The organism is Cryobacterium sp. TMT1-66-1, assembly GCF_004403435.1.
GTDB lineage: Bacteria > Actinomycetota > Actinomycetes > Actinomycetales > Microbacteriaceae > Cryobacterium > Cryobacterium flavum.
On record NZ_SOGP01000002.1, the window covers coordinates 100,829 to 125,196 of the forward strand.

Annotated in this window: 24 protein-coding genes; 10 read left to right on the forward strand and 14 right to left on the reverse strand. The window is 65.6% G+C overall.

What is annotated here, in order from left to right; genetic code table 11:
• Positions 1-8: 8 nt before the first annotated feature.
• From E3T29_RS20580 to E3T29_RS01360, 6 genes are all read right to left on the reverse strand, one after another.
• Positions 9-1,343 (reverse strand): alpha/beta fold hydrolase, encoded by a 1,335-nt coding sequence (locus E3T29_RS20580; RefSeq protein ID WP_134343763.1) that lies wholly within the window; start codon positions 1,341-1,343, stop codon positions 9-11.
• A complete protein-coding gene (locus tag E3T29_RS01340; RefSeq protein ID WP_166792301.1) occupies positions 1,340-2,884 on the reverse strand; it encodes a lyase family protein in 1,545 nt (514 codons plus the stop codon). The genes E3T29_RS20580 and E3T29_RS01340 overlap by 4 nt, the downstream gene beginning before the upstream one ends.
• Positions 2,877-3,440, reverse strand: coding sequence for a protocatechuate 3,4-dioxygenase subunit alpha (gene pcaG, locus E3T29_RS01345; RefSeq protein ID WP_134343765.1), 564 nt, complete (start codon positions 3,438-3,440; stop codon positions 2,877-2,879). The genes E3T29_RS01340 and pcaG overlap by 8 nt, the downstream gene beginning before the upstream one ends.
• Entirely contained in the window at positions 3,433-4,227 is a 795-nt protein-coding gene (pcaH, locus tag E3T29_RS01350) for a protocatechuate 3,4-dioxygenase subunit beta (RefSeq protein WP_134343766.1), read from the reverse strand. The genes pcaG and pcaH overlap by 8 nt, the downstream gene beginning before the upstream one ends.
• A gap of 17 nt (positions 4,228-4,244) precedes the next feature.
• Complete coding sequence (locus E3T29_RS01355) at positions 4,245-5,426, reverse strand: 4-hydroxybenzoate 3-monooxygenase (protein ID WP_134343767.1); 1,182 nt, start codon at positions 5,424-5,426, stop codon at positions 4,245-4,247.
• A gap of 101 nt (positions 5,427-5,527) precedes the next feature.
• Complete coding sequence (locus E3T29_RS01360; RefSeq protein WP_166792302.1) at positions 5,528-6,340, reverse strand: IclR family transcriptional regulator; 813 nt, start codon at positions 6,338-6,340, stop codon at positions 5,528-5,530.
• Positions 6,341-6,515: 175 nt separating this feature from the next.
• Between E3T29_RS01360 and E3T29_RS01365 the strand changes: the two genes are divergently transcribed.
• From E3T29_RS01365 to E3T29_RS01390, 6 genes are all read left to right on the forward strand, one after another.
• Positions 6,516-7,472, forward strand: a complete 957-nt coding sequence (locus E3T29_RS01365; RefSeq protein WP_134343769.1) for an ABC transporter substrate-binding protein — start codon at positions 6,516-6,518, stop codon at positions 7,470-7,472.
• 59 nt (positions 7,473-7,531) lie between these two features.
• Positions 7,532-8,308 (forward strand): ABC transporter permease, encoded by a 777-nt coding sequence (locus tag E3T29_RS01370; RefSeq protein ID WP_134343770.1) that lies wholly within the window; start codon positions 7,532-7,534, stop codon positions 8,306-8,308.
• Positions 8,305-9,078 carry an ABC transporter permease gene (locus tag E3T29_RS01375; protein ID WP_134343771.1) on the forward strand — a complete coding sequence of 258 codons (774 nt, stop codon included), beginning with the start codon at positions 8,305-8,307 and terminating at the stop codon, positions 9,076-9,078. The genes E3T29_RS01370 and E3T29_RS01375 overlap by 4 nt, the downstream gene beginning before the upstream one ends.
• A gap of 52 nt (positions 9,079-9,130) precedes the next feature.
• Complete coding sequence (locus tag E3T29_RS01380) at positions 9,131-9,943, forward strand: ABC transporter ATP-binding protein (protein ID WP_134343831.1); 813 nt, start codon at positions 9,131-9,133, stop codon at positions 9,941-9,943.
• Positions 9,940-11,574, forward strand: coding sequence for a thiamine pyrophosphate-dependent enzyme (locus E3T29_RS01385; RefSeq protein WP_134343772.1), 1,635 nt, complete (start codon positions 9,940-9,942; stop codon positions 11,572-11,574). Before E3T29_RS01380 ends, E3T29_RS01385 begins: the two co-directional genes overlap by 4 nt.
• A 115-nt stretch (positions 11,575-11,689) precedes the next feature.
• Entirely contained in the window at positions 11,690-13,183 is a 1,494-nt protein-coding gene (locus tag E3T29_RS01390; protein WP_134343773.1) for a benzaldehyde dehydrogenase, read from the forward strand.
• 247 nt (positions 13,184-13,430) lie between these two features.
• On the opposite strand, the gene E3T29_RS01395 is transcribed toward E3T29_RS01390, so the two are convergent.
• Positions 13,431-13,853, reverse strand: a complete 423-nt coding sequence (locus tag E3T29_RS01395) for an amidohydrolase family protein (protein WP_241987578.1) — start codon at positions 13,851-13,853, stop codon at positions 13,431-13,433.
• 25 nt (positions 13,854-13,878) lie between these two features.
• Between E3T29_RS01395 and E3T29_RS01400 the strand changes: the two genes are divergently transcribed.
• Together E3T29_RS01400 and E3T29_RS01405 are read left to right on the forward strand one after the other, a co-directional pair.
• Positions 13,879-14,310: a MarR family winged helix-turn-helix transcriptional regulator gene (locus tag E3T29_RS01400; RefSeq protein ID WP_241987579.1), complete on the forward strand. Its 432-nt coding sequence runs from the start codon at positions 13,879-13,881 to the stop codon at positions 14,308-14,310.
• Between the two features lie 273 nt (positions 14,311-14,583).
• Complete coding sequence (locus E3T29_RS01405) at positions 14,584-15,000, forward strand: DUF6855 family protein (protein WP_174776386.1); 417 nt, start codon at positions 14,584-14,586, stop codon at positions 14,998-15,000.
• A 133-nt stretch (positions 15,001-15,133) separates the two neighbouring features.
• Here the strand turns inward: E3T29_RS01405 and E3T29_RS01410 are convergent, their stop codons facing one another.
• Genes E3T29_RS01410 through E3T29_RS01440 form a run of 7 tightly spaced genes read right to left on the reverse strand, consistent with a single transcriptional unit; the run spans position 15,134 to position 22,676 of the window.
• The gene (locus E3T29_RS01410; RefSeq protein WP_134343775.1) at positions 15,134-15,814 is read right to left on the reverse strand and encodes a GntR family transcriptional regulator; all 681 of its coding nucleotides are present in this window, start codon (positions 15,812-15,814) and stop codon (positions 15,134-15,136) included.
• 25 nt (positions 15,815-15,839) lie between these two features.
• A complete protein-coding gene (locus tag E3T29_RS01415; RefSeq protein WP_134343776.1) occupies positions 15,840-17,570 on the reverse strand; it encodes a biotin carboxylase N-terminal domain-containing protein in 1,731 nt (576 codons plus the stop codon).
• 3 nt (positions 17,571-17,573) lie between these two features.
• The gene (locus E3T29_RS01420) at positions 17,574-19,127 is read right to left on the reverse strand and encodes an urea amidolyase family protein (RefSeq protein WP_134343777.1); all 1,554 of its coding nucleotides are present in this window, start codon (positions 19,125-19,127) and stop codon (positions 17,574-17,576) included.
• Between the two features lie 3 nt (positions 19,128-19,130).
• Positions 19,131-19,889: a LamB/YcsF family protein gene (locus tag E3T29_RS01425; protein WP_134343778.1), complete on the reverse strand. Its 759-nt coding sequence runs from the start codon at positions 19,887-19,889 to the stop codon at positions 19,131-19,133.
• Between the two features lie 5 nt (positions 19,890-19,894).
• The gene (locus tag E3T29_RS01430; RefSeq protein ID WP_134343779.1) at positions 19,895-20,968 is read right to left on the reverse strand and encodes a DUF2891 family protein; all 1,074 of its coding nucleotides are present in this window, start codon (positions 20,966-20,968) and stop codon (positions 19,895-19,897) included.
• Between the two features lie 23 nt (positions 20,969-20,991).
• Positions 20,992-21,960 (reverse strand): DUF979 domain-containing protein, encoded by a 969-nt coding sequence (locus E3T29_RS01435; protein ID WP_104088584.1) that lies wholly within the window; start codon positions 21,958-21,960, stop codon positions 20,992-20,994.
• Complete coding sequence (locus E3T29_RS01440; RefSeq protein WP_104130387.1) at positions 21,957-22,676, reverse strand: DUF969 domain-containing protein; 720 nt, start codon at positions 22,674-22,676, stop codon at positions 21,957-21,959. The genes E3T29_RS01435 and E3T29_RS01440 overlap by 4 nt, the downstream gene beginning before the upstream one ends.
• Before the next feature lie 508 nt (positions 22,677-23,184).
• On the opposite strand from E3T29_RS01440, the gene E3T29_RS01445 reads away from it, so the two are divergent.
• Together E3T29_RS01445 and E3T29_RS19510 are read left to right on the forward strand one after the other, a co-directional pair.
• Complete coding sequence (locus tag E3T29_RS01445) at positions 23,185-24,171, forward strand: serine protease (protein ID WP_370449088.1); 987 nt, start codon at positions 23,185-23,187, stop codon at positions 24,169-24,171.
• A complete protein-coding gene (locus tag E3T29_RS19510; RefSeq protein WP_166789979.1) occupies positions 24,152-24,322 on the forward strand; it encodes a hypothetical protein in 171 nt (56 codons plus the stop codon). Before E3T29_RS01445 ends, E3T29_RS19510 begins: the two co-directional genes overlap by 20 nt.
• The last annotated feature ends 46 nt before the right edge of the window (positions 24,323-24,368 follow it).

Sequence of the window (24,368 nt, forward strand, 5' to 3'; positions counted from 1 at the left end):
CGAGGTCCTTAGCTGGGCCGAATAGTGGTGTCGTCGGTGCAGGTATCAGCAGCCGCATCGAGCCCGGCGAAGGTCTCGCGGGCCACGGCGAATGCGGCGTTGGCGGCCGGTACGCCCGCATAGATTGCGGTGTGCAGAATCGCCTCGCTGATTTCGGCGCGGGTCAGCCCGTTGGTCAGGGCGGCCCGAACGTGCATCGCGAGCTCGCCCTCGTGCCCGCCGGTGACGAGCGCGGCGATGGTCAGAAAGCTGCGGGTGCGGCGGTCGAGGCCCGGCCTGGTCCAGACTTCGCCCCAGGCGTAGCGGGTGATGAAGTCCTGGAACACGGCGGTTTCGGGGGTGATCGCCGCGGTTGCCGCATCGACGTGCTTGTTGCCGAGCACCGCGCGGCGCACGACCATACCGTCGTCATAAGCGGATGCTGCGGTGCGGCCTCCCGGCAGCGGCTCGGCCGCGGCGGTGGGTCGCGGCGCCGCGGAACCGACGTCGGCAACAGAACCGACGCCTCCACCAGAACCGGTACCCGGGGCACGACCAGCACCGGCCGGGCCCGGCGTAGCCGATACTCCCGCCACCCACTCCGCCAACAGCACGCCGACCTCAGCCGGGCGCTCAAGCGACGGCAGGTGCGCGGCCCCGGCGATCACAGCCGACGTAGCGCCCGGGATGCGGGCAGCCAGCTCCTCGAGCTGCGCGGTCGGTGTCACCTCGTCGAACTCGCCCGAGACGCACAGAACGGGCGTGCGAATGCCGCTGAGGGCATCCGTTTGGTCGAAAACGGCGAGCGCCTCGCATGCGAGTGCGTAGGATTCGTCGTCGATGTCGAGCAGCTGGTTGAGGGCGTGCGCGCCGGCCTTGGGGTCGCGGCCGAGAAAGTCGGTGGCGAACCAGCGGGAGGCGCTGCCGGCGATGAGCGAGGGGGTGCCGCTCGCCCGCACCCCGGCGGCTCGTTCGGTCCAGGCCTCGAACGAGCCTATTTTTGCGCCGGAACAGAACACGGCGAGGCTCACGAGGCGGCCTGGGTGGTTCACGGCGAGGGCGAGGCCGATGGCGCCGCCGAGGGAGATTCCGGCGTAGTGAAACGTGTCGACACCAATGGAATCGACGAGGCCAACGACGGCGTCGGCGACCTCCTCAAGGGTGAATGCGGCCGACGTCTTCGGGCTGAACCCGTGCCCGGGCAGGTTGAAACACAGCACCCGGTGGGTGGCGGCGAGCGCCGGCACGACGGTGGCCCAGAGGTCGGTGGTGGTGCCGAGCGAGGGGCCGAGCACGATCAGTGGCGCGTTGGCGTTTCCGTTTCGCGCCGGCTCGATGGTGCAGAGAATGACGGGCTGGGTCATGCGGTCCTCACGTCATTGTTGGATCGAGCATTGTTGGAGCGAGCATTGTTCGAGCGAGCGGGGGCGCCCACCTGCGCGGAGTCTCCTTCGACCATATCGGTAGAGGTGGCCGCCCGGGCACGCCGTGCGACGGCATCCGCTCGCTGGCGAAAGGCGTGCACGACGCGGTCGATGCCGCCCGCCGATTGGCCGGGCTGGCCCTCATAGTCGAAGGCCGCCCAGATCTGCGCGCGCAGTTCGTCGGAACAGCCCTCGGTGATGAGGATGCTCGCGAGGACGACCTGCAGCGGCCGGTTGGTAGCGAACGCCTCCTGGGACGCGCGTTCGACTAGCGCGAACGCCGTGGTCTTGCCGACGGTTTCGGCCAGAATCGTGGTGACTCGCTCACTGAACACAAGTCCGTCGGTCAGGTCGAGGTTGGCGCGCATGCGATCGGGGTCCACGTCGAGGCGAGCGACGAGCGACGCGGCACCGGTCACCGCCGAAATCGTTAGCCGTTCGAGCACCCGCAGCGACTGCCATTCGGCATGCCAGGCCCCGCTCGGGCGCTGGTCTTCAGCGAGCATGCTTCCATACAGAGTGGATGCGAGACCCGGCGTCTGCAGCGCCGCCGCAGTGATCAGCACGGCTGAGACGGGGTTGCGCTTGTGCGGCATAGCGCTGGAGCCTCCCTGGCCGGGGGCGAGGCGTTCGCTCACCTCGGCGATTTCGGTACGGGAGAGCACCGACACGTCGAGAGCAAAGGTGCCGGCGACCCCGGTCGCGGCGGCCAGCACGGACGCCAGTTCGGAGATGACGACCCGGTTGGTGTGCCAGCTGAGGCGCGGCACGACCAGGCCGACATGGTCAGCGAACCGCTCCAGCACAGTGTCGAGAACCTCCGAGGCTGGTGTTTCACTGCGCCGGGCGCGGGCGATTTCGGTGAGCACGGAGAGGTTGCCGACGGCTCCGCCGAGTTGCACCGGCAGGGAGTCACGAATGCCTTCGAGACGGGTGACGATCAGCAGCACGGCGTCGAGCCAGCCGGCCGCGACGAAGCCGAAGCTCGTCGGCGAGGCCTGCTGGCCGAGGGTGCGGCCGCTCATCACGGTGCCGCGGTGTTCGTCGGCGAGGGCGGCGAGGTCGGCGCCGAAGGAATCGAGCTGGTGGATGAGATCGCAGATGACCTTGCGGGCCACGATCATCGCGGCGGTGTCGAGAATATCCTGGCTGGTCGCGCCAACGTGAAGGTGGTCCGACGCCCCGGCACGCACCCGTTCGGCGGCGCGGCCGAGGTGTTTCACGAACGGAATCACCGGGTTACCGCCGCCCCGGGCCTCGACGGCGATCGCGCCGAGGTCGAACTGGCTGGCGTCGGCGAGCGCGTCGCAGACAGCGAGCATCCACTCGGGGGCCAGCTCGGCGTCGACGAGCGCGCGGGTGAGGGCGAGCTCGGCGTCGACCATGGCCTGCAGCCAGGCCTGGTCGCTCGTGAGTTCAGACTCGCGGGTGCCGTGGCTCAGCGGGTTGAGCAGTCCGGCATCGAACGTGAAGTTAGGCATCAAAGTCCAAAAAGACGGTCTCATTCTCGCCCTGCACGCGAATATCGAAACGGTACGACTCGGCGCCCCCGATCACGCCCTCTGAGACACAGATGAGTGTCTTCCGGCGGTCAGCAGGCAGGCTGCTGAGCACGGCATCCGTCGCGTGCAGCGCGGCATCCTCGGCAAAGTAGGCCCTGGTGAACAGGTGGTGGGTGACTCCGCGAGCGAAGACCGTCACCAGAATATACGGCGCTGCGGTGCCGGCCGCCCCCGGTTTGAGCGTCGTGAAGGTGTAGTGCCCGGCGATCGTGGTCGCGCAGCGGCCGAACCCGGTGAAGGTGAAGCCGTCGCGGTCGAGACTGCCCAGCTCTCGCACGAGCGTGCCGTTCTCGTCGGCCTGCCAGATCTCGAGCAGGGCGTCGAGGATCGGCTCGCCGGCGCCGTCGGTGACGGTGCCGTGAAAGCGGATGGCGCGGGGATGGTACCCGGGAACCAGTTCAGGTCCGCCCGCATAGGGCAGGGCGTAGCCGTAGAACGGGCCGACGGTCTGCGACGGTGTTTGGAGCTTATTCATCGGCGTCTTCGCTTTCCATCCAGGTGGACTTCGGGCCGGTCAGCACGATGTCCCAGTTGTAGCCGAGCGAGAATTCGGGCACGCTCAGGCTGTGGTCGTACTGCCCGACCAGGCGGGCGCGAGCGTCGGCATCCGCTATCGACTGGTAGATCGGGTCGAGGGCGAACAGCGGGTCGCCGGGAAAGTACATTTGCGTGATCAGGCGCTGCGTGAACGCGGTGCCGAATAGTGAAAAGTGGATGTGGGCAGGTCGCCACGCATTCAGGTGGTTCTTCCACGGGTAGGGCCCGGGCTTGATGGTGGTGAACGAGTATTCGCCGCTGTCTCCGGTGATGGCGCGGCCGACTCCGGTGAAGTTGGGGTCGAGCGGCGCTGGGTGCTGGTCGCGTTTGTGCACGTAGCGTCCGCCGGCGTTGGCCTGCCATAGTTCGATCAGCTGGTGTCGCACCGGGCGGCCCTCGCCGTCGAGCACGCGGCCGCTCACTGTTATGCGTTCGCCGATCGGTTCGCCGGCGTGCTGGATGGTGAGGTCGCTCTCCAGCACGTTCACGTCGGTGTGGCCGAAGGCGGGTGAGACCCGTTCGACCTCTTCCGGGTCGACGCGCACGAGCTCGTGGGTGGGGTGGCGCAGCAGGGAGCTGCGATACGGGGCGTAGTCGCGGCGCGGCTGCAGCTCGGGTGAGCCGCCGGCGGCGACGCGGGCGGCGGCATCCGCTTCGATTCTCTCGATCTCGGCGGTGATCTCGTTCTGACTGGCCGGGCCGGTGCCGGGTGTTTTCTGGGTCATGGCGTCCTCGATATCGATTAGAGCAGGAGGCCGGTGTACTGCTCGGCGAGCATGCGCTGGGCGAGCGGTGAGTGGGTGACGTAGTCGAGCTGGCCGAGCTGGCTGCGGTAGTCGAACGCGCCGGTTTGCAGATCGCCGGGGCTGGTGTGCAGCATCTCGGTCATGTAGCGGGAGAACTGCTGCACCCGCCACTGCCGGGCCAGCGCGGTCTCGCTGTACCGACCGAGCAGCGTTTCGTCGTTCGCGTAGAAGGCGGTGAGCGCCGCGGCGAGCTGGGTGACGTCGGAGATGGCTGAGTTGAGGCCCTTTGCGCCGGTCGGCGGCACGATGTGGCCGGCGTCACCGACTAAGAAGAGGTTGCCGTAGGCCAGGCGCGACGCCACGAAGCTGCGCATCGGGGTGATCGATTTGTCGGTGATCGGGCCTTGATTCAGGGTCCAGCCGGGCGTGCCGAGCCGGGTCTGCAGAGCTTCCCAGATGCGGTCGTCCGACCAGTTCTTGATATCGTCGGCCGGATCGACCTGCAGGTACAGCCGGGAGACGACCGGCGAGCGCATCGAGAGCATCGCGAAACCATCTTCGTGCAGCGCGTAGACGAGTTCGTCCGAGGACGGTGCCACGTCAGCGAGAATGCCAAGCCAGGCGTAGGGGTAGCTGCGGTCGAACAGGGTGATTTCTTCGGCAGGGATCGACGCGCGGCAGATGCCGTGAAATCCGTCGGCACCCACGACGAAGTCGGCGTCGATGGTGTGCGCTTCGCCATCGTGTACGAAGGTCACGTTCGGGTTCTTCGTGGTGAGCGAGTCGACGGCCACATCGGAGGCTTCGTAGTAGATCGTCGATCCGGCCTGCTCGTGGGCTGTGACGAGGTCTTTCACGACCTGCTGCTGGCCGTAGACGGTGACCGTGCGGCCGATCAGCTCGTTGAAGTTCACATTGTGGCGCTCGCCGGCGTACTGCAAGTAGATTCCGTCGTGCTGCAGGCCCTCGGATGCGAGGCGGTCACCCAGCCCGAGGCGGGTCAGGGTCTCGACCGAGCCCTGTTCCAGCACGCCGGCGCGGATGCGCCCCTGCACGTAGTCCTGCGAGCGGTTTTCGACGACGATCGAGTCGATGCCGGCATCACGCAGGGCCCAGCTCAGGAGAAGTCCGGCTGGACCGGCGCCGATGATAGCGACGCGGGTTGTTTCGTGGGGCACGGAGTCTCCTAGCGACAATGACAGGGGTGATCTGAACAGTGTGGTGTGCTACTCAGGCCCGCGGTGTAATTCTTCCACTCAGTGAAAGTGTTGACAATCCATCATTGCTGGGCCCGCCGATAGCCGAGGGCCCGACTGACCCCCTGAGCGGCCAGGCGCACCGCGCGTTCGTGCTCCGAGTCGACAGTGTCGGTCGTGCGGGTCACGATCGACACGGCAGCCACGACCTGGCCGGTGCGGTCGCGAATTGGGGCGGCCAGCGAGCTCGAGCCGGCCGTCATCTCCTCCGACATGCGAGCGATGCCCTTCAATCGAATTTCGGCCAGCCGTTTGCGTACGGCTTCCGGTTCGGTGATGGTACGTGGCAGAAAGCGCTGCAGGCTTGTGGCGAGGTATTGCTGCACGACGTCGGTGGGTGCGTAGGCCAGGAGTACGAGCCCCACCCCGGTCGAGTGCAGCGGCAGGCGCGCGCCAACCCGCGAAATCAGTCGAACCGCGTGGTGGCCAGAGAGTTTCTCGAGGTACAGGGCGTCACGTCCGTCGAGAATGGCGAGGTGCACATGCTCACGCGTCGTCTCATAGAGGTCCTCGAGGTAGGGCAGCGCTATGGTGCGCAGGTTACGGGCAGTCGGCGTCTGCACCCCGAGCTCCCACAGCTTCATGCCGAGGGAATACTGGCCGTTTTCGTGCCTGGCCAGGCCACCCCAACTCACCCACTCCGCAACCAGCCGGTGCGTGGTCGAGAGCGGCAGGCCCGCCCGCTGGGCGATGGCCGTCAGCGTGAGAGTAAGCGAGGTTGCACCGGCGGGAGCCGCGAAGGCGTCCAGAATGGCGAACAGCCTGGCCGCGACGGAACGGTCGTCGACGGCAGCGGCGTCGCCGCTCGTACGCTTTTGTACCGGTTTTCCGCTCATTACTCGCCACGCTACCGCGATGTGCCAAGAACTTCCACTGAATGGAAGCGCATGTTTTTGCATTGAAACGCATGGCTAGTCTCCAATCAGAGCGGATCAGTCTTCACGACCGTAGCTCGCAGTGCCCCGGGCACCCACAGCAGCACGACCCGTATCACCACACAATGGAGTGAAAATGAAGAAATCGCTATTGATCGGACTTGCCGCGGCATCCGTCATCGCCCTCAGCGCCTGCTCGGCCGGCGCCAGTACCACGGCACCAGCCGAAACCGACGCGCTCACCCCAATCACCGTAGGCGTCATCCCCATTGTCGACACGGCGCCGATTTGGCTCGGCAAGGAAAAGGGCTTTTTCTCCGATGAAGGTCTCGACCTCACCGTCCAGGTCACGACAGGAGGCGCTGCCGCGGTACCGGGAGTGATCTCGGGCGACTATGAGTTCGCGTTCGGCAACTTGGTCTCTGTCATGGTCGCCAGAGACAAGGGCCTCGACCTCCGATATGTCGCGAACGGCAACTCGACGGCCGGCACGCCCGACTTCGGTGCAGTCATCGTTCGTGGCGACTCCCCGATCACGTCGGCCGCGGACCTCGCAGGGAAGACAGTCTCCGTCAACAATCTGCAGAACATTGGCGACACGACGATTCGTCAGATCGTTGAGGACGACGGTGGAGATTCCTCCACGATCCAGTTCGTCGAGGTCGGCTTTCCCGATGCCGAGGCAGCGGTTGAGAACAGCCAGGTCGATGCGGCATGGATTCTCGCTCCCTTCCTCAACTCGGCCGTCGCCAATGGGGCCCGAATCATTTCGTACAACTTCTCAGCGTTCGACACCAACCTTGATATCGCCGGCTACTTCGCCAATGGCGACACCATCAGCAACAATCCTGACCTCGTCACGAAGTTCCAGACCGCGATGAACAAGTCCCTCGAATACGCCCAGGTCCACCCCGACGAGGTGCGCCAGATAGTGACCACGTACACGAAAATGACGGCCGACCAGCTCACGAATATGGTCCTGCCAGAGTTCCGGGTTGACTTCAACGGCGACGCAGCGACGAAGCTTGGCGAAGCAGCCGTCAAGTTCGGCACTCTCTCGGCGAAGCCCGATCTCAGCGTGATGCTGCCGTAGCTCACCATCACCTCGGCATAAGAACGCGCTGCGAAACGATGAGGAACAGCAGAATGTCAATGAAACACCTGAACGGCCCCGCGCTAGGGGTCACGGGCATCCTGCTGTTCCTTGTCGCGTGGGAGGCAATTCCGCGGCTCGGCCTGGTAAATGAGCGATACCTGCCACCCGCCAGCCTGGTCATGGCGAAATTCTTCGCCTATTTGGTTCAGCCCGGTTTCTGGAGTGATGTCGCCGAGACTATGACCGCCTGGGCTCTGGGCCTCGCCATTGCGATCATCACTGCAATCGTGCTCGGCCTTTTCATCGGTTCCAGCCTATTTCTTCGCCGCGCCACGAGATCTACGATCGAATTCCTCCGGCCGATCCCCTCCGTCGCCTTGATTCCGCTGGCGGTTCTCCTTTTCGGGCTGAAGATCGAATCATCACTGCTGCTGATCGTCTATGCATCGTTTTGGCAGGTACTGCTTCAGGTGCTTTCCGGGGTGGCCGACGTCGATCCGGTTGCTGACAACACGGCCCGCAGCTACGGCCTGGGGCGGATGGCTCGGATCCGATACGTCGTCTGGCCGACGACGCTGCCTTACCTCATGACGGGGATCCGCTTGGCGTCCGCGGTCGCGCTCATACTGGCTATTACAGCCGAGTTGGTCATCGGCAGCCCCGGCCTCGGCCAACAGATTGCCTTGACCCAGTCAGGAGGCGCGGTTGCCGAAATGTACGCACTCATTGTCGCGACCGGCCTCATCGGCGTTCTCATCAATGCCGGGGTGCGCCTGGTTGAAAAACGCGTTCTTTCCTGGCACACGTCGGTCCGCGGAGAGGTAGCATTATGAGATCGACTAAACGTACCCTTTATTTTGTCGGCCTGCCCGTGCTTCTTGTTGCACTGTGGTGGACGCTAACGCTCGGGTCGACCAACTTCTTCGTGCCAAAGCCCCTCAAGCTCATGCAGACATTCTGGGCGGTCTGGGCCGGAGAGAGGTTCTGGACGGACTTCGTTCCCAGCGTCCTCCGCCTGCTGGTCGGACTCGGGTTGACAATCCTGCTGGGTGTGATCTTCGGCGTGCTAATCGGCTCAGTGCGCTGGCTCCGCAGCCTCACCGAGCCACTGCTGGAATTCTTCCGAGCGATTCCTCCGCCAGTACTCGTTCCACTGCTCATGCTGCTGGTCGGGATCAACGACCAGATGAAGATCATTGTGATCATTTCCGGCGCCATCTGGCCCGTGCTGCTCAACACTATTGAGGGGGTGCGGGCCGTCGACCCCGTGCTCGGCGACACCTTTCGGACGTACTCGATGACCGGTTTTGCCCGGTTGCGTTATCTGGTATTGCCTGGGGCCAGCCCCCAGATCATGACCGGGGTACGACAGAGCACGTCCATCGCACTGATCCTGATGGTCATTTCTGAAATGTTCGGGTCATCCTCCGGACTGGGCTTCACCATCGTGCTTTTCCAACGTGCGTTCGCTATCCCAGAAATGTGGAGTGGGATCGTCGTTCTCGGCCTCATGGGCCTTGCACTCTCCGTGATTTCCAAGTCGATCGAAAACCGGTTGCTGAGTTGGTACACCGGCCTGAAAGAGGTTCAGCATGGCAGTTAAAGTACTCAATGACGGCGAGCGCATCCCGGGAGAATTCTCATCCGAGCCGCCAATGCTGTCGGTCAAGGCCCTGCGAAAGGTCTATCCGGTCCCAGGCGGCGAAATCGAAGCGGTGCGCGACCTCACGTTTGACATCGCGCCAGGTCAGCTTGTCTGCGTGGTCGGACCGTCCGGCGCGGGCAAGACGACTCTGCTGAAGTGCATCGCCGGACTACTTACCCCGACATCGGGATCGATCGAACTACGCGGTACAAATGTCGTCGGCCCGCCTCATTCCATGGCCGTCGTCTTTCAGGAGTACGGTCGCAGCCTTCTGCCGTGGATGAGCGTACGCGCCAACATCGAATTGCCGCTGAAGAACCAGCGAATACCACGCGCCGAACGCAAGAAACTCGTGGATGACGCCCTCGCCGCCGTCGAGCTCTCCCACGTGCCAGACAGCTATCCCTGGCAGTTGTCCGGCGGAATGCAGCAACGTGTCGCGATCGCGCGAGCAGTGGCGTACAGGCCAGAGGTCTTGCTGATGGATGAGCCTTTCGCCGCCGTGGACGCGCAGACCAGGGCCGATCTGGAGGACCTAGTTCGCCACATCTGGCAGAAGCTCGGCGTGACGATCATCTTCATCACGCACGATATCGACGAATCGGTCTACCTGGGCGAACGGGTGCTCGTGCTGTCGAACTCCCCAACGGTCGTGCAGGAAGATCTGACGATCGACCTTCCGGTAGATCGCGACCAACTTACCACCCGGTCGAGCGCACGCTTCAACGAGTTGCGCGGGCACGTCTACGAGCAGATCCAGCTGGCGAAGAGCGGTCCCCTTTCAGGGCCGATCGCGGTAACGAAGAAGGGCCACAAGTCATGAGTGCTGCCACCGCCACCGTGCGGGACGCGTGTTTCGACGTCATGCGCGCCGAAGGCCTCACTACTATCTTCTCGAACCCCGGGTCCACGGAGATCCCCTTCCTAGTTGATCTGCCGGAAGACATCCAATTTGTTCTCGCGCTTCACGAGGGGTCGGTGGTCGGCATCGCCGCCGGCCACGCGCTCGGTAGCGGCTCGCCAGCCTTCGTGCTCCTGCACACCACGGCGGGATTCGGGAATGCAGTCGGGGCGATCGCAACGGCGCGGGTTAACCGCGCGCCAATGGTCGTCGTCGTCGGTCAGCAGGACCGACGACACCTCGCACTCGAGCCCTTCCTCGCCGGCCGACTCGCCGGGCTCGCGGGAGATTATCCGCTGGAAGTAATCTCGCCGGTCATCGCCGCCGATGTACCGTCGGCCATTCGACGGGCGATACACCTCGCCCGCCAGGAACGCGGGCCGGTCATCGTGATCGTTCCGATGGACGACTGGGATGAGCCAGCAGATCCGACCGCAACAGCCGCCGCGAGCCACAGTATTTCGGCTCCGCGCGGGATCCCGACGGAACTCGAGAACGTCGTAACCGCGCTGCGCGGCGCGGCCGCACCCGCAATCATCGCCGGGTCGGGAAACGACAACGAAGCAGGATGGGCCGCTCTGGTGCAGCTCGCAGAAAGTCTGCATGCCCCGGTTTGGCAGGAAGCCTTCGGTTCCCGGGCTGGCTTCCCGCAGGATCACCCTCTATTCCGCGGCAGCCTCCCCGCCGACCGCCCCCGCGTGCGGGAAGCTCTCAACGGCCACGACGTTCTCCTCGTTGTTGGCACCGCCGCCCTACGCCAATATCCATACAAGCCCGGTTCTCTTGTGCCAAACGGCATGCGGGTCTTCGTCCTGACCGCGGATGCCTCGGAGGCGAATCGGTCCCCCGCTGAGCTGTCCATCATCGGAGACCCTGCCGCCCTGTGCTCGTTCATCAGCACCCAAGTCGGAGTTCGCAGCCCCCTTCCCGCGGTGCAAAAGTCCGACCACGTGAAGCGTCATGCCCAGAGCTACCAGCTGGATCCACCGACCGCCGACGAGCCTCTGCGAGCAGCACACGTTTTTCAGCTGCTCGCAGAGCGTCTTCCGATAGAGACGACCGTTGTCGAGGAATCCCCGTCCTCCCGTCCGGCTCTGGAGGCTCTTATTCCGGCCCGTCGACCGTTCGGGTTCTTGTCCGCTGCGATGGGTGGGCTCGGGTTTGCCATGCCAGCGGCCATCGGGCTGAAGATGGCCCAGCCGGACCGCCCCGTCATCGGAATCATCGGCGATGGTTCGTCGATGTATTCAATCCAATCGCTATGGACAGCCGCGAATCTCGGAGTCGGGGTCGTCTTCATCGTCCTGAATAACGGCGGCTACGCCGTGATGAACCGTCTGGCCGATCAACGCGGCGGCGCTGCCCCGTGGCCGTCCTTCGGTCGGGTGTCGGTTTCCGCTATTGCCGCTGGGTTGGGCGTGGAGGCCCTGAAAATAGACGGTTACTCCGACCTAGTGTCGGTCCTGGACCGTATCGCGCCGTCTCTTGCGGGCCGTCAGGAAGCTCTGGTCTTGGAAGTGATTGTCACGCCGGATGTCCTGTTCTTGCCCTGAATCGGTCTGACCGAAGCGAGCGCCCGGCGCGAATCGTCCAACGACGCTGTCGCAAGGCAGGTCTGGATCCGGACGCACATGAAAGTAATCTCAATGCGACGAGGAAGAAGAGACAATGACTCTCACGACTAACGAAACGAAAACCGGCCTGTTCCTCGATCCGGCAACCTGGGCAGGAAAGATCTACGTCAATGGCGAGTGGAAGATTGGAGCTGGCGGCGAGCTCCCGGTCATCGAACCGTCGACCGGGCAAGAGTTGGGCCGCATAGGAATTGCGACGCCAGCGGACGTGGCCGTGGCTGCCTCTGGCGCAGCAATCGCGCAAAAGACATGGGCAGCTACCCCGCCCTCCGTGCGCGCCGGAGTGCTGCGCAAGGCGGCAGCACTCATGGAAAAACATGCCGACGAGATCATGGACTGGAACGTCAGAGAAGCCGGCAGCGTGCCGGACTTTGCAGGGTTCGCGCTGCATGTCGGAATCCAAGAATGCTATGAGGCGGCCTCGCTGCCGTCGCATCCGCTCGGCCAGCTCCTCTCGAGCGAAGAACCCAGAATCTCTATCGCCCAGCGGGTTCCGGCGGGTGTTGTCGGTGTGGTTTCACCGTTCAACGTGCCGATCATCCTCGGAATCCGAGCGGTCGCGCCCGCTCTCGCGCTCGGCAATGCGGTGGTACTCAAGCCGGACCCTCGCACCGCGGTGACAGGCGGTGTGATGATGGTGCGCGTCTTCGAGGAGGCTGGGCTGCCAGCCGGGGTCTTGCAGTTGGTCACTGGAGGCGCCGACGTCGGCGAGGCCATGGTCACCGACCCAAACATCCGCGTTATCGCCTTCACCGGTTCGACCAGGGCCGGCCGGAAGGTTGGCGAACTCGCCGGCAAGCACCTCAAGCGCGCTCACCTCGAACTCGGTGGCAACTCGGCCTTCATCGTGCTTGAGGACGCCGATGTCGACAAGGCCGTCAACCTCGCGGCGTGGGGTTCCTTCCTGCACCAGGGGCAGATCTGCATGTCGATCGGACGCCACGTCGTGCATGAAAGCATCTTCGACCAGTATGTCGAGAAGCTTGCGGCGAAGGCTGAGTCGATGGCGGTCGGCAACCCGGCAACGGACCACGTGCATCTCGGCCCGATCATCGATGAGAACCAGCGCGACCGGATTCACCGATTGGTCCTGGACTCCGTCGAGGCGGGCGCGGAGTTGAAGGCCGGCGGCAGTTACGACGGACTGTTCTACCGCCCGACCGTGCTGGCGAATTCACCGTTGGACGGCCCGGCCTACTGCGAGGAGGTTTTCGGCCCGGTCGCATCCGTCGTCAAGTTCAGCACGGACGACGAGGCCGTGCAACTGGCGAGCGCGAGCGACTACGGTCTGTCACTCGGGATCGTGACGTCGGATGCCATGCGCGGGCTCGAGTTGGCGCAGCGCATTCCGTCAGGCATCGTCCACATCAACGACCAGACCGTGAACGACGAAGCGAATGCCCCCTTTGGCGGCGTTGGTGCGTCCGGTACCGGATCGCGTCAGGGCGGTGCCGAGGCGAACATCGAAGCGTTCACGGAGACGCGTTGGATCACGATGCGCCGCGTTCCGGGGGCCTTCCCGTTCTGAGTGACGGGTCGTGCCCGCGAGGTTGAAGACGGTCACCGTGCAGTTCATTGTGCAACGCACCCCAACGTGACGTAACCGCCACCCGAAGAGTGGATGCCCGGCTCCGGGCATCCACTCTTTCCGTGGATTCAGTCGTGGAGCAACTTACCGAGCGTCTCCCCGAGGTGGTCGTGTTCGGCCGGGGCGAGACCGCCGTTTCCACCGATTGAATGAAGCAATCGGGACCAGAATCAGTCATGACTGCCTCTCAGCGTCGGGTTCCGCGCAGAAGCTGCGCTGCCAACCGTACCGGGGGATTCGGCGCTCCGTAGTCGCCGTAGAACAGGGCCGGCAGGCCGAGATCCTGCAACGCAGCCCAGAGCGGGTAGAACTGCTCGTCGCTCGGGTTGAAGGTCTGCACCGTGGGGTGGAATTTGAAGCCGCGCACGCCGAAATCACCGGCCAAGCGCAGGGCTTGGGTGATGGCACCCGCTCCCCGAGTGGGGTCGACCGAGCCGAAGGCAATCAGCATGTCATTGTTGCGGGCTGCGCCGATCGCAGTCTCCTCGCTGCTGTTCGGCCGTTGGTTCAGGTTGCGGGAAGGGTCGACGGCGAGCACCACCGCGGCCGTCTTGCGTTCGCGGTACAGTTCGTCGATCTCGTCGAGTACAGACACCGTCGATCTGACCACCGACCGCCTACGCGAACCGGACCGGTTGCGGGACACCGATCTGGCCAACGAAATCGAATTCATGACCGCGCGGGCACGCTCGGTTGGTTCCGGGAGGGCGGATACCGTGCTCGCCGAGCTGGATCTGCGCGTGCGCTCCTATTCGGTGCCGTCGCTGGCGTGCAGCGGGCAAAACCCGTCCCGGCGCGAGCTCGCGGGTTTTCTCAGCCTCGACCCGAGCCAGATCGTGGCCCTGGTCGATCACTTGGAAAACCGTGGTGCGGTCACCCGCGACCAGGACCCACGGGATCGCCGGTCCAATGTGATCGTGGCCACGCAGCCCGGCCGGCTGCTCTGTCGGCAGGCCCGCGCCGTCATCCAGACCGCCGAGGACCGCTCCCTGCATGACCTCAACCCCGCCGAACGCGAACAGTTGCCCTCCCTGCTGCGCCGCATCGCCTTCGAGCCGACGGCCTGAAGCACTCGCTAACTCGGGCATCCGCTCTGACCTCCTGCGCGGCATAACTCCTGCAATTTGTGCGCTTGTCAGAATTGTTCCGCAGAATCACGCGGAAGCCGTCGACGGGTTCCAGAAATTGCAGGAGTTATCCGCCAGAGAAATGGCAGACACTTTTGCCCATGCACTCAGGCCGGCAATGCGTGCCGGCCTGTATCGTGTCAATTTCGGGTGCACTGGGCCAAGATGGGCATGAATCCACTGACCCAACTGCACGATAACGAGGAGACAGTCATGACCGACACGAGCATCGGAACCGGCAGCAAGGACGACCCGTGGGTGCTGCGCACTCCGCCCGGGTCGTCGGAGTACCTCATGTATCGCGACGAGGCGGCGACTCCCCCGTCGCTCATCTGCAAGGTCGGGTCCACGACGCTCTCCTATCGACTGAGCTGCATTGAGGACCTGCACGCCATGCTCACAGAGAACGGTGATTGGGTCGAGCTGGGCGCCGCCGACGAGAAGAAGGCGGCCAAGCCCGACACCGTCGAGGCCTGGGGTCGCGCAGAGAGCAACCCGGTCGGCGGCTGGTACGGCCTGAAGAACGGGTTTCGCGGTCGTTTCGGCATGTACGTTCCGCCGTTGCTCGAAGCCCTCGGCCTTGCCGAGGTCGAGCACAACCCGCGCAATAACCGGATGCGCGCGCTCTGAGCACCGTCGGGTCGCGGCCGTCCGGGCGAGCGTCGGCGCTGGGCGCACGTTGGCTTGCCTGGCGTACGTTTGATCCTGCGCCCGGCACCGAAACCCCGACCACCCCAGAGCGGATGCCCCGCCCCGCCCCGCCCTACGCGCGCGCGTGCGCCTCCAGCAGCTGCCGCTCGGCCCGCTCGAGGTACTCGACCATGAGCGCGGCGGCCTCGGTGCGCGCACCCGCCTCGAAACGCTCGAGGATTCCCGCGTTCTCGTCAACATAGGGCGCGTGGAACAGCGGGTCAGCGACCATGGAATGAAATACCAGCCGCATCTCCGCGAGCACCTGAGCCATCTGCCGGCTCAATCTCTCGCTGCCGGCCAGCGCCACGACGCCGGCATGAAAGTCTTGGTTGGCGCCGGCCATATCGGCCACAGAGCCCCGTGACCGGGCCAGGCGGGCGCGCTCGATCGCGGCGTGCAGGGCATCCGTTGTGGGGCTGGCCGACCATAACAGCGCCGCCGGTTCCAGAAAGCGCCGCACCCGGTAGATCTCACGGATGTCATCGGCGGTCGGTCGTGCCACGAACACACCCCGGTTCGGGATGCGCGCCACCATGTGCTCGATGGCGAGCGTCGCAAAGGCCTCCCGGAGGGTGTTCCGGGAGACGCCGAGGAGATCGCAGAGCCGCTCCTCCGACAGCTTCGTACCGGGAACCAACTGCCCGGCGGCGATGCGCCCGCGCAGCACCTCCGCGGCCCAGCTGCCGGTCTCGGCGTGGCGCACCTTCGCGCCCTGACCACGCAGGTCGGCAAAGATCTGGTCGAGAGTCATTCCCCCAGAGTAGCGATTGGGCCGCTCAGGTATCGATGCGAGCGATGGCCTCGTTCAGGGCAACGTTGTCTCCCGCGGCCACGAGCACACCGCCCAGCGTTCCCGAGCGGTGCGCCACGACGGTCGATTCCATCTTCATGGCTTCGAGCACCAGAAGAGGATCGCCCGCGGCCACCGTGGAGCCCTCCTCGACCAGCCATTTGACCACGGTGCCGACCATGCCGGAGCGGAGCTCGGCCGGGTCGGATTCGTCGATCACCGGCGCCGCGACAGCGGGAGCGCCGTGCACGAGGCCGCCCAGCAGGCTCTCTGGCAGCCCGAGCGCCACCCGACGCCCGTCGAGCTCGATCGTGATCGTGCGGCGGCCGCCGGCCGGGGATGTAGTAACCAGCGAGGGGTCGGCCGCGAGCTGCTCGGCGAATTCGGTCTCGATCCAGCTCGTGTACACGCCGAGCCGGTCAGGCCCGGTGAACGCCGGCAGGTCGACGACGGCGCGGTGAAAGGGCAGCACGGTCGGCAGCCCGGCGATCTCGAACTCGGCGAGCGCCCGGCGCGCCCGGCGCAGGGCCTGCGGCCGGTCGGCGCCGGTCACGATGAGCTTGGCGAGCAGCGAATCGAATTGCGGCGCCACCGAATCATTAGAGCGGATGCCCGCATCCACCCGGATTCCCGGCCCCGTCGGTACGGTGAACGTGGTTATGGTGCCCGGCGCGGGCAGAAAGCCGCGGCCCGGGTCCTCGGCGTTAATGCGGAATTCGAAGGAGTGGCCGCGCGGCACCGGGTCTTCGGCAACCGGCAGCTCTCCGCCGGCGGCGATGGCCAGCTGGGCAAGCACGATGTCAACGCCGGAGGTCTCTTCGGTGATCGGGTGCTCCACCTGCAGGCGCGTGTTCACCTCGAGAAAGGAGATGCTGCCGTCCTCGGCCAGCAAATACTCCACGGTGCCGGCGCCGGCATATCCGGCCTCACGGCAGATGGCCTTCGCCGAGGTGTAAATAAGATCCCGCTGGTCAGCGGTGAGAAACGGTGCCGGCGCCTCCTCGACCAATTTCTGGTTGCGGCGCTGCAGCGAGCAGTCGCGGGTGCCGACGACGATCACCCCGCCGTGCCCGTCGGCCAGAATCTGCGCTTCGACGTGCCGGGGCCGGTTCAGAAAGCGCTCAACGTAGCATTCGCCGCGACCGAACGCGGCCATGCTCTCGCGCACGGCGGAGTCGAACGCCTCCTCGATCGCGTCCAGCTCCCAGACCACCTTCATTCCGCGGCCGCCGCCGCCGAACGCCGCCTTGATGGCGACCGGAAGGCCGTGTTCCTCGGCGAAGGCACGCACCTCCACAGCGGTCTCGAGGGTGCCGTTCGAGCCGGCCACGAGCGGAGCGCCGACTCGCACGGCGATTTCGCGCGCCGACACCTTGTTTCCCAGCAACCGGATGCTCGCCGGGCTCGGGCCGATCCAGATCAGCCCGGCATCCTGCACGGCCTGGGCGAAGTCGGCGTTCTCGGAGAGAAAACCGTAGCCGGGATGCACGGAGTCGGCACCGGCCCGCCGGGCGATGGCCAACAGTTTCGGCACATTGAGATAGGTGTCAGCTGGGCTGTCACCGCCCAGCGCGTAGGCCTCGGTGGCCATACCCACGTGCAGGGCGTCGGCGTCGACATCCGCGTAGACAGCGACGGAGGTGAGCCCGGCATCTGAGCAGCCGCGAATGATGCGCACGGCGATTTCGCCACGGTTGGCGATGAGTACTTTCTGCACGGTTCAGCTCTCGTTTGAAGGAATTGGAGTGAAACGGATGCGCGCGCCGGTTCCGAGCTGCGCCGCCCGGTCCAGGTCGGCGTGCAGCACCACGCCGAGCACCGGGTAGCCGCCGGTGACCGGGTGGTCGGCGAGAAACAACACCGGAACCCCAGAGGCCGGCAGCTGGATGGCGCCGGAGACGGTGCCCTCACTCGGCAGTTCGCCATCCCGCGCACGTTCCAGCGCCGGCCCGTCGAGGCGCAGACCGATGCGGTTCGACTGAGCGGTGACGCTCCACTCGGTGCGATCGAAATCGGCGAGCGTGTCGGCGCTGAACCAGTCGGCGCGCGGGCCGGGCACGTACCGCAGCACGGTGACCTCGACCGGCGGGGCCGGCGACGGTTCGGCGGTACCGACCACGCTGGTCGGCGGGGCCGGAAGCACCGGCAGTTCGGCACCGGCCCTGAGGGGCGCCGGTCCGATGCCGGACATCGAATCGGTGGAACGGCTGCCCAGCGTGAGCGGCAGGTCCAGGCCGCCGCGCACGGCGATATAGCTGCGTACGCCCCCGAGCGGGGTGCCCAGGCTGAGTTGTTCGCCGGTGTGCAGCGCGAACGGGGCATCGGTGGGGACGACGCGGGGGGCGGCACCCGTTTTGCTGATCGTGATCAGAACGGATGCCCCCGCCACCGCCAGTACCTGCTCGGTACGGGCCTCGAGCACGAGCCCGCCGAGGGCGTTTTCGAGCACGGCGGCCGAGCCGGGGTTGCCGACCAGCCGGTTGGCGCGGCGCAGGGCGCCGCGGTCGAGGGCGCCGGCGCCGGCCACACCGAGGTGGGCGAGGCCGGGGCGGCCGAGATCCTGCACGGTGGTTTGCAGGCCGGGCTGCACGACGACGAGGTCCCCGGGGCGCTGTGCCTCCGCCATCGAGGCCGTCGGTGCGACGCGTAGGAACTCACGCACGGCACGAAACTGCACCCGGTTGCCGGGTTGCACCAGGGCCGGCTGGTCGCGGTCGAGGTTCCACAGGGCGGCGTCGGTGCGGCCGATCAGCTGCCAGCCGCCGGGACTGACCCGAGGATACACGGCCGAATAGCCGTCGGCGAGCGCCACCGCGCCGGCCGGCACGGCCTTCCGCGGGGTGGCGCGCCGGGAGACGCGCAGGCGGTCGTCGCCGACGAGGTACGCGAAGCCGGGGGCGAAGCCGCCGAACGCGGCGGTCCACAGCTGACCGGTGTGCGCCGCGATCACGCCGCCCTGGCCCAGGCCGGTGAGCTCGCCAACCTCGGCGAGGTCGTCCCCGTCATAAATCACGTCGATGGTCACGAGCCCGTCGTTCCCGGCCTGAATCGTGCGCGGTTTTATCGCGCGCAGCCGGGCAGCAAAGCTGCGGGCCGCTGTCGCCGAGTCGGCCGTCACGAGCACGGTTTCAGCGGCCGCGACGACATCGACCTGCCCGGGCAGCGGATGCCCGCGCAGCGCCTCATACAATCCGAGGACCTCGGTGAGCGTGCCGAGCTGCACGAGCACCGCCCGCTCACCCACGGCCCGGATGGATCGAATGGGGGTCGGCATCCGCTAGACGAAACTGGCGATGGACACGCCGGCGGCCGACAGCGCGGAACGCACCGCTGCGGCGAGCCGCACGGCGCCGGGGGTGTCGCCGTGCAGGCAGATGCTCGCTGCCGGCACCGCGATGACCGAACCATCGACGGCGACGACGGTGCCCTCGAGGGCGAGGCGCACGACCTGCGCCGTCACCGCGTCGACCGAGTGCAGCACCGCGCCCGGCAGCGTGCGTGACACCAGGCTGCCGTCGGGGTTGTAGGCACGATCGGCGAAGGCTTCGGCTACGGTGCGGAGGCCCGCGGCCTGGGCAACTCGTTCGATCTCACTGTTCGGCAGCACCATGAGCGGCAGGCTAGGGTCGACGGCGAGCACGGCGTCGACCACGGCACGGGCCTGCACCGGGTGACGAGCGATCGTGTTGTACAGGGCGCCGTGCGGTTTCACGTACTGCACCCGCGTGCCGGCTGCGCGGGCGAGGGCCTGCACCGCGCCGATCTGGTAGATCACGTCGTTGCTGAGCTCGGCCGCATCCATCTCGATGAACCGGCGGCCGAAACCGGCCAGGTCGCGATAGCCGGGGTGCGCGCCCACCGTCACGCCAGCAGCGGCGGCGGCAGCGCAGGTCGCACGAATAGTCGTCGGGTCACCGGCGTGGAATCCGCCTGCCACGTTGACGCTCGTGACCGAAGCGATGATGGCGGCATCGTCGCCGAAGGTCCAGTTGCCGAAAGATTCTCCGACGTCGCTGTTCAGATCGATCGTTGCCATAGGTTCTATGCTGCCGTATCGGTCGGCTTCACGAGGGCGGATGCCGACAACAGCGCATCCCAGGCGAAGGTCGCCAGCCAGTGCGAGGACATGAACTCCTGCGCGACGACGGCCTCGAGTCCGGCCCGCAGCAGCGGTTCCCTGGCCGCGGTCAGGGCTGCCACTGCTGGTGCCGACTCCGGCGCCCGACCCAGCGCACGCAGAATGCGTGCCACCTGCCCGGCGCGGGAGAGGTTCAGCCCGTGCAGGTGCACGAGGTAGCCGTCGGTTTCATCGGTGACCCGAAACGGGCGCACGATGCGTGAATCAGCCGTCAAGCTGGGCAGAAAGGACACGAACCAGGCGTCGAATTGCTCGGGCGCCAGCACCCGGCGCAGCAGGTCTGCCTCGCTCAGACCGGCGGAAAGAAAGTCCTGGCCGCTCATTTCCCAGTCGCCGGGCCAGTCGGCATCCGCTTCGAACCAGGCGAGGGTCGCGGTTTCACAGGCCGCAGCAGCGTCGGCGCGGCCGAGGGCTCGAAAAGCGTCGAGCATCAAGCCAAGCCCGAACGCCGTATTGGTGTGCAGACCGTGACGCACCGGCCATTCGGCCTTGCCCGCCCAGGCCACGAACAGTTCGGCCACAGTGTCGACGATCGGATCGAGAGCGGATGCCCACCCGCGAATCTCGGCGTCGGTCGACGCCGCGCAGGTGGCCGCAAGCCGCACCAGCCAGGCCCAGCCGTATGGGCGTTCCCAGCTGGGGTTGGCGAGCAGGTACGCGCCCTCGACGCGCAGCTTCTCCACCGTGAGGTTGGCGCCGATCGCTTGACGGAGGGCAGCCTCCCGCCCACTGTCCAGACCGTGCTCGAGCAGCATCACGCCCAGGGCGTGCATGTGCACGCAGGAATGCCAGTCGAACGAGGTGTAGAACGACGGGTGGATCTGCTCGGGCGTTGGTCGATCATCCGCTGCATGCGTGGTGTGGTGCGCCGAGTGCGGGTAGGGCCTGGCCAGATTGTCGAGAACGACATCGGCGTAGGTCGGTGCCAGCCCAGCCAGCAGTGCGGGTGCGTCGAGAACGGTTGATGCGTCGGGCATGGTGCTCCACTTCGTTGTGCGGTTTAGAACGCGAGAAAGTACATCAGGGCAACGTTGACGCCGAGCATGGGCACGCCGGTACCGACCTGCGCCTTGATCACCCCGTACTTATCCTTCATCTCCAGCAGGGCTGAGGGAACCAGGTTGAAGTTGGCGGCCATGGGGGTGACCAGGGTGCCGCAGAATCCGGAGAGCATGCCGATGGCAAAGACGGCGGCCGGGTTGCCGTCAAAGATCTGCACGAGTACCGGCCAGCCGATGGCGGCGGTCATGATCGGGAATGCCGCGAAGGCGTTGCCCATCAGCACGGTGAACAGGAACATGCCAACGCAGTAGACGAGCACGGCGGCGATCAGCGAGCCGTCCGGCAGAACGACGGTCGCGAGGGTGCCCACGGCCACGCCCACGCCGGCCTTGGTGAAGAGGATGCCCAGGGTCGACAACATTTGCGGCAACAGTGCCGCCCAGCCGATCGACTCCAGAATCCGACGCCCTTCGAGAATGGGGGTGAAGAGCTGGCGCGGCCGCAGAATGAACAGGCCGACGATCACGCCCGCGAGCGAACCGATTCCGAGAGCGACCAGGGTCGTGTTGACCGGGCTGATCAGCAGCTGTCCGTTGATGGAGATGTAGGGGGCCAGCAGCACGATGAGCACCGTGACGACCGGCAGGGTCAGTGCCGGGATGAACAGTTTGTTGCCGAATCGGCGAGAGGAGACATCGCGTTCCTCAGCAGTGGTCGTGCGTGCCCGGCCGTCTTTGAGCCGGCCGGTGCTCGCGAGCACGACCATGACGATGACGGCGATACCGAGAATCCAGCCGGGAGCCTGTTCGCTCTGCACCCAGGTGCCGTAGAAGAAGCAGAGGCCCAGGAGGCCCCAGAAGGCTGAGCTTCCCCAGCGGCGAGGGTGGCCCGCATCGCCGGCGATGAGCAGCGCCCAGGCCAGAAAGAGCGCGCCGACAAACCAGTAAACCGCTTCAACGCCAATCATGCCGTGCCTCCTGCGTTGATGATCTCGACGTTGTCGGCGGCCTCAATGGCGCGCACCTCGCGGTCGAGCTGTTTGTCGAGTCGAAGCAGCCGGAATCCATGCACGAGCAGGGCGGCGATGGCGGTCGGGATCGCCCAGACGGCAACGTGCAGGGGGTCGAGCTGCAGACCATAGGTGGCATCGACGAAGGTGGTGATCAGCAGAATCGAGCCGACGGCCACGAAGATATCTTCGCCAAAGAACACGCCGACGTTGTCGGTCGCGGCCGAATGCGCCTTGATCTTCTCCTTGATCGGGTCGGGAACCGTGCCGTAGCGCCGCAGGGCCGCGCCCTCCGCCATCGGAAAGATGAGCGGACGCACGGTCTGCGCGTGGCCGCCGACACTGTTCAGCCCGAGCGCCGCCGTAGCCTGGCGAATAACGAGGTAGCCGATCAGCACCCGGCCCGTGGTCAGCCGCGACAGCCGGGAAATCAGTCGTTTGGCCTGCTGTTGCAGGCCGAAGCGTTCGATCAGTCCAATAACCGGGAGCACGATCACGAAAACGGTCACCGAGCGACTGCTGGCAAAGCCCGTTCCGAAGGCATCCAGAATCTCCAGCGGCGTCAGCCCGCCGAGCAGAGCCGTGACGATCCCCGAGACCGTGACCACGACCAGGGGGTTCATGCGAATGGCAAACCCCACGATGACGAGCAACACACCAATCAGTACGAGCATATTTCTCCCAGTAGCGCCCGCGTACCCGGGTATCCGGGTACGCCAAATAAACCCGTGATCACCGGGGGTATTGCTCGCCATTTCAGAGCGGATGCCCGATCAGCGTTTTCCAGAGCCTACCGAATTGTTGAACAATCCCACAAGACTTTGGCGGCAGCTTCTGTCGCGCCCCCTCGCGCAATCGCTTCAAATCTAAACGAGTTCTCACGGTGCGCTTGCGCCCGGCTTAGCTGCGGGCGCCACACTGAAGCACGGATTGCCCGCGCAGGTACCCCACGTAGACGTCGACAATGTTTGATCGGGGTCAAAATCGTAGCCCGTCCGACATGCACTCAGTATGGCCGCTGCCACCGACACCCGAGCACGCGAACACATGCCGACCCAGATCATCGACCCCCCTAATGGGTGTGACCCATAAAGGGTAGACAAGGAGTCTACTCCTCAATATTGTATTAATACCTGCGGCAATACAGTCCGCGGGATGCGATCGATAACTGGAGTGAAGCACATGATGCGAAGCAAAGTTAAGACCGGCGCCCTCTCGGCGCTCCTGATCGGCACGTTAGTCGGTACCGGCGGTTTTCTGTCGGCCGGCGCAGCCTCAGCCGCCATCGCGCCGGGGTCACTGACTACGACCACGTCAACGTCTGCGGATGTCGACCGTTGGGTCGTTCCGCAGACTCAACAGGGCGGCGACTACTGGACCGCCGAGCGCATGCAGTCCGCCATCCCCGGCGAAGTACTGGTGCAGGACAACGTCGCGGCCGGCATGATCGGCGCCGTCGCAGCCGGAGCCACCTCGCTCGTGGCCCCGCAGCAGGCCGACCCCGACCAGTCGCCCACGGCCACCCAGGTCTCTCCCATCTCGCACATCGGCAAGATCTTCTTCACCCTCGGCGGCACCGACTACGTTTGTTCCGGCAACTCCATCTCGGCCGCGAACGAGAACACCGTCGTCACTGCCGGGCACTGCGTCAATGAAGGTCCCGGCAACTTCGCCTCACGCTTCATCTTCGTGCCAGCCTACGAGAACGGCTCGGCACCGTTCGGCCAGTGGAATGCCACCGAGCTCTACGCTCCCACCCAGTGGAGCAATAACGGCGACATCAGCTATGACACCGGCTTCGCCATCGTCGCCTCGCCCACCGGAACCTCGCTGAGCGACAGCGTCGGAGCCTCGGGCGTCACGTTCAACCAGAGCCGCGGCCTCACCTACACCGCCTACGGTTACCCGGCGGCCCCGCCCTTCACCGGCGAGACCCTGCAGTCCTGCTACGGCACCGCCAGCGCCGACCCCTACGGCCAGAGCCAGTCACAGGGAATCCCGTGCGACATGACCGGCGGCTCCTCTGGCGGCCCGTGGATGATCGGCAACGGCTCCAGCGGCCTGCAAAACTCAGTCAACAGCTTTGGCTACAACAACATCGCCAACACCATGTTCGGCCCGTACTGGGGCTCGGTCATCGAGAATACCTATGTCGCAGCATCCGCTTGATCCGAGCGACGCAGCCGACGTGACCCGCCAAAAACTCGACCCCGAGACTGACGATTGGAACGAAGAGCGGATGCGCGCGGCCCGGCCGCGCAGCATCCGCCTGAACCCAGACGGGTCGCGCGAACAGGACACTGACGAACCGGAATCCTGAATATCTGAAGGCCCCGCCCAGAACCTGAGCGGGGCCTTCAGCTTTG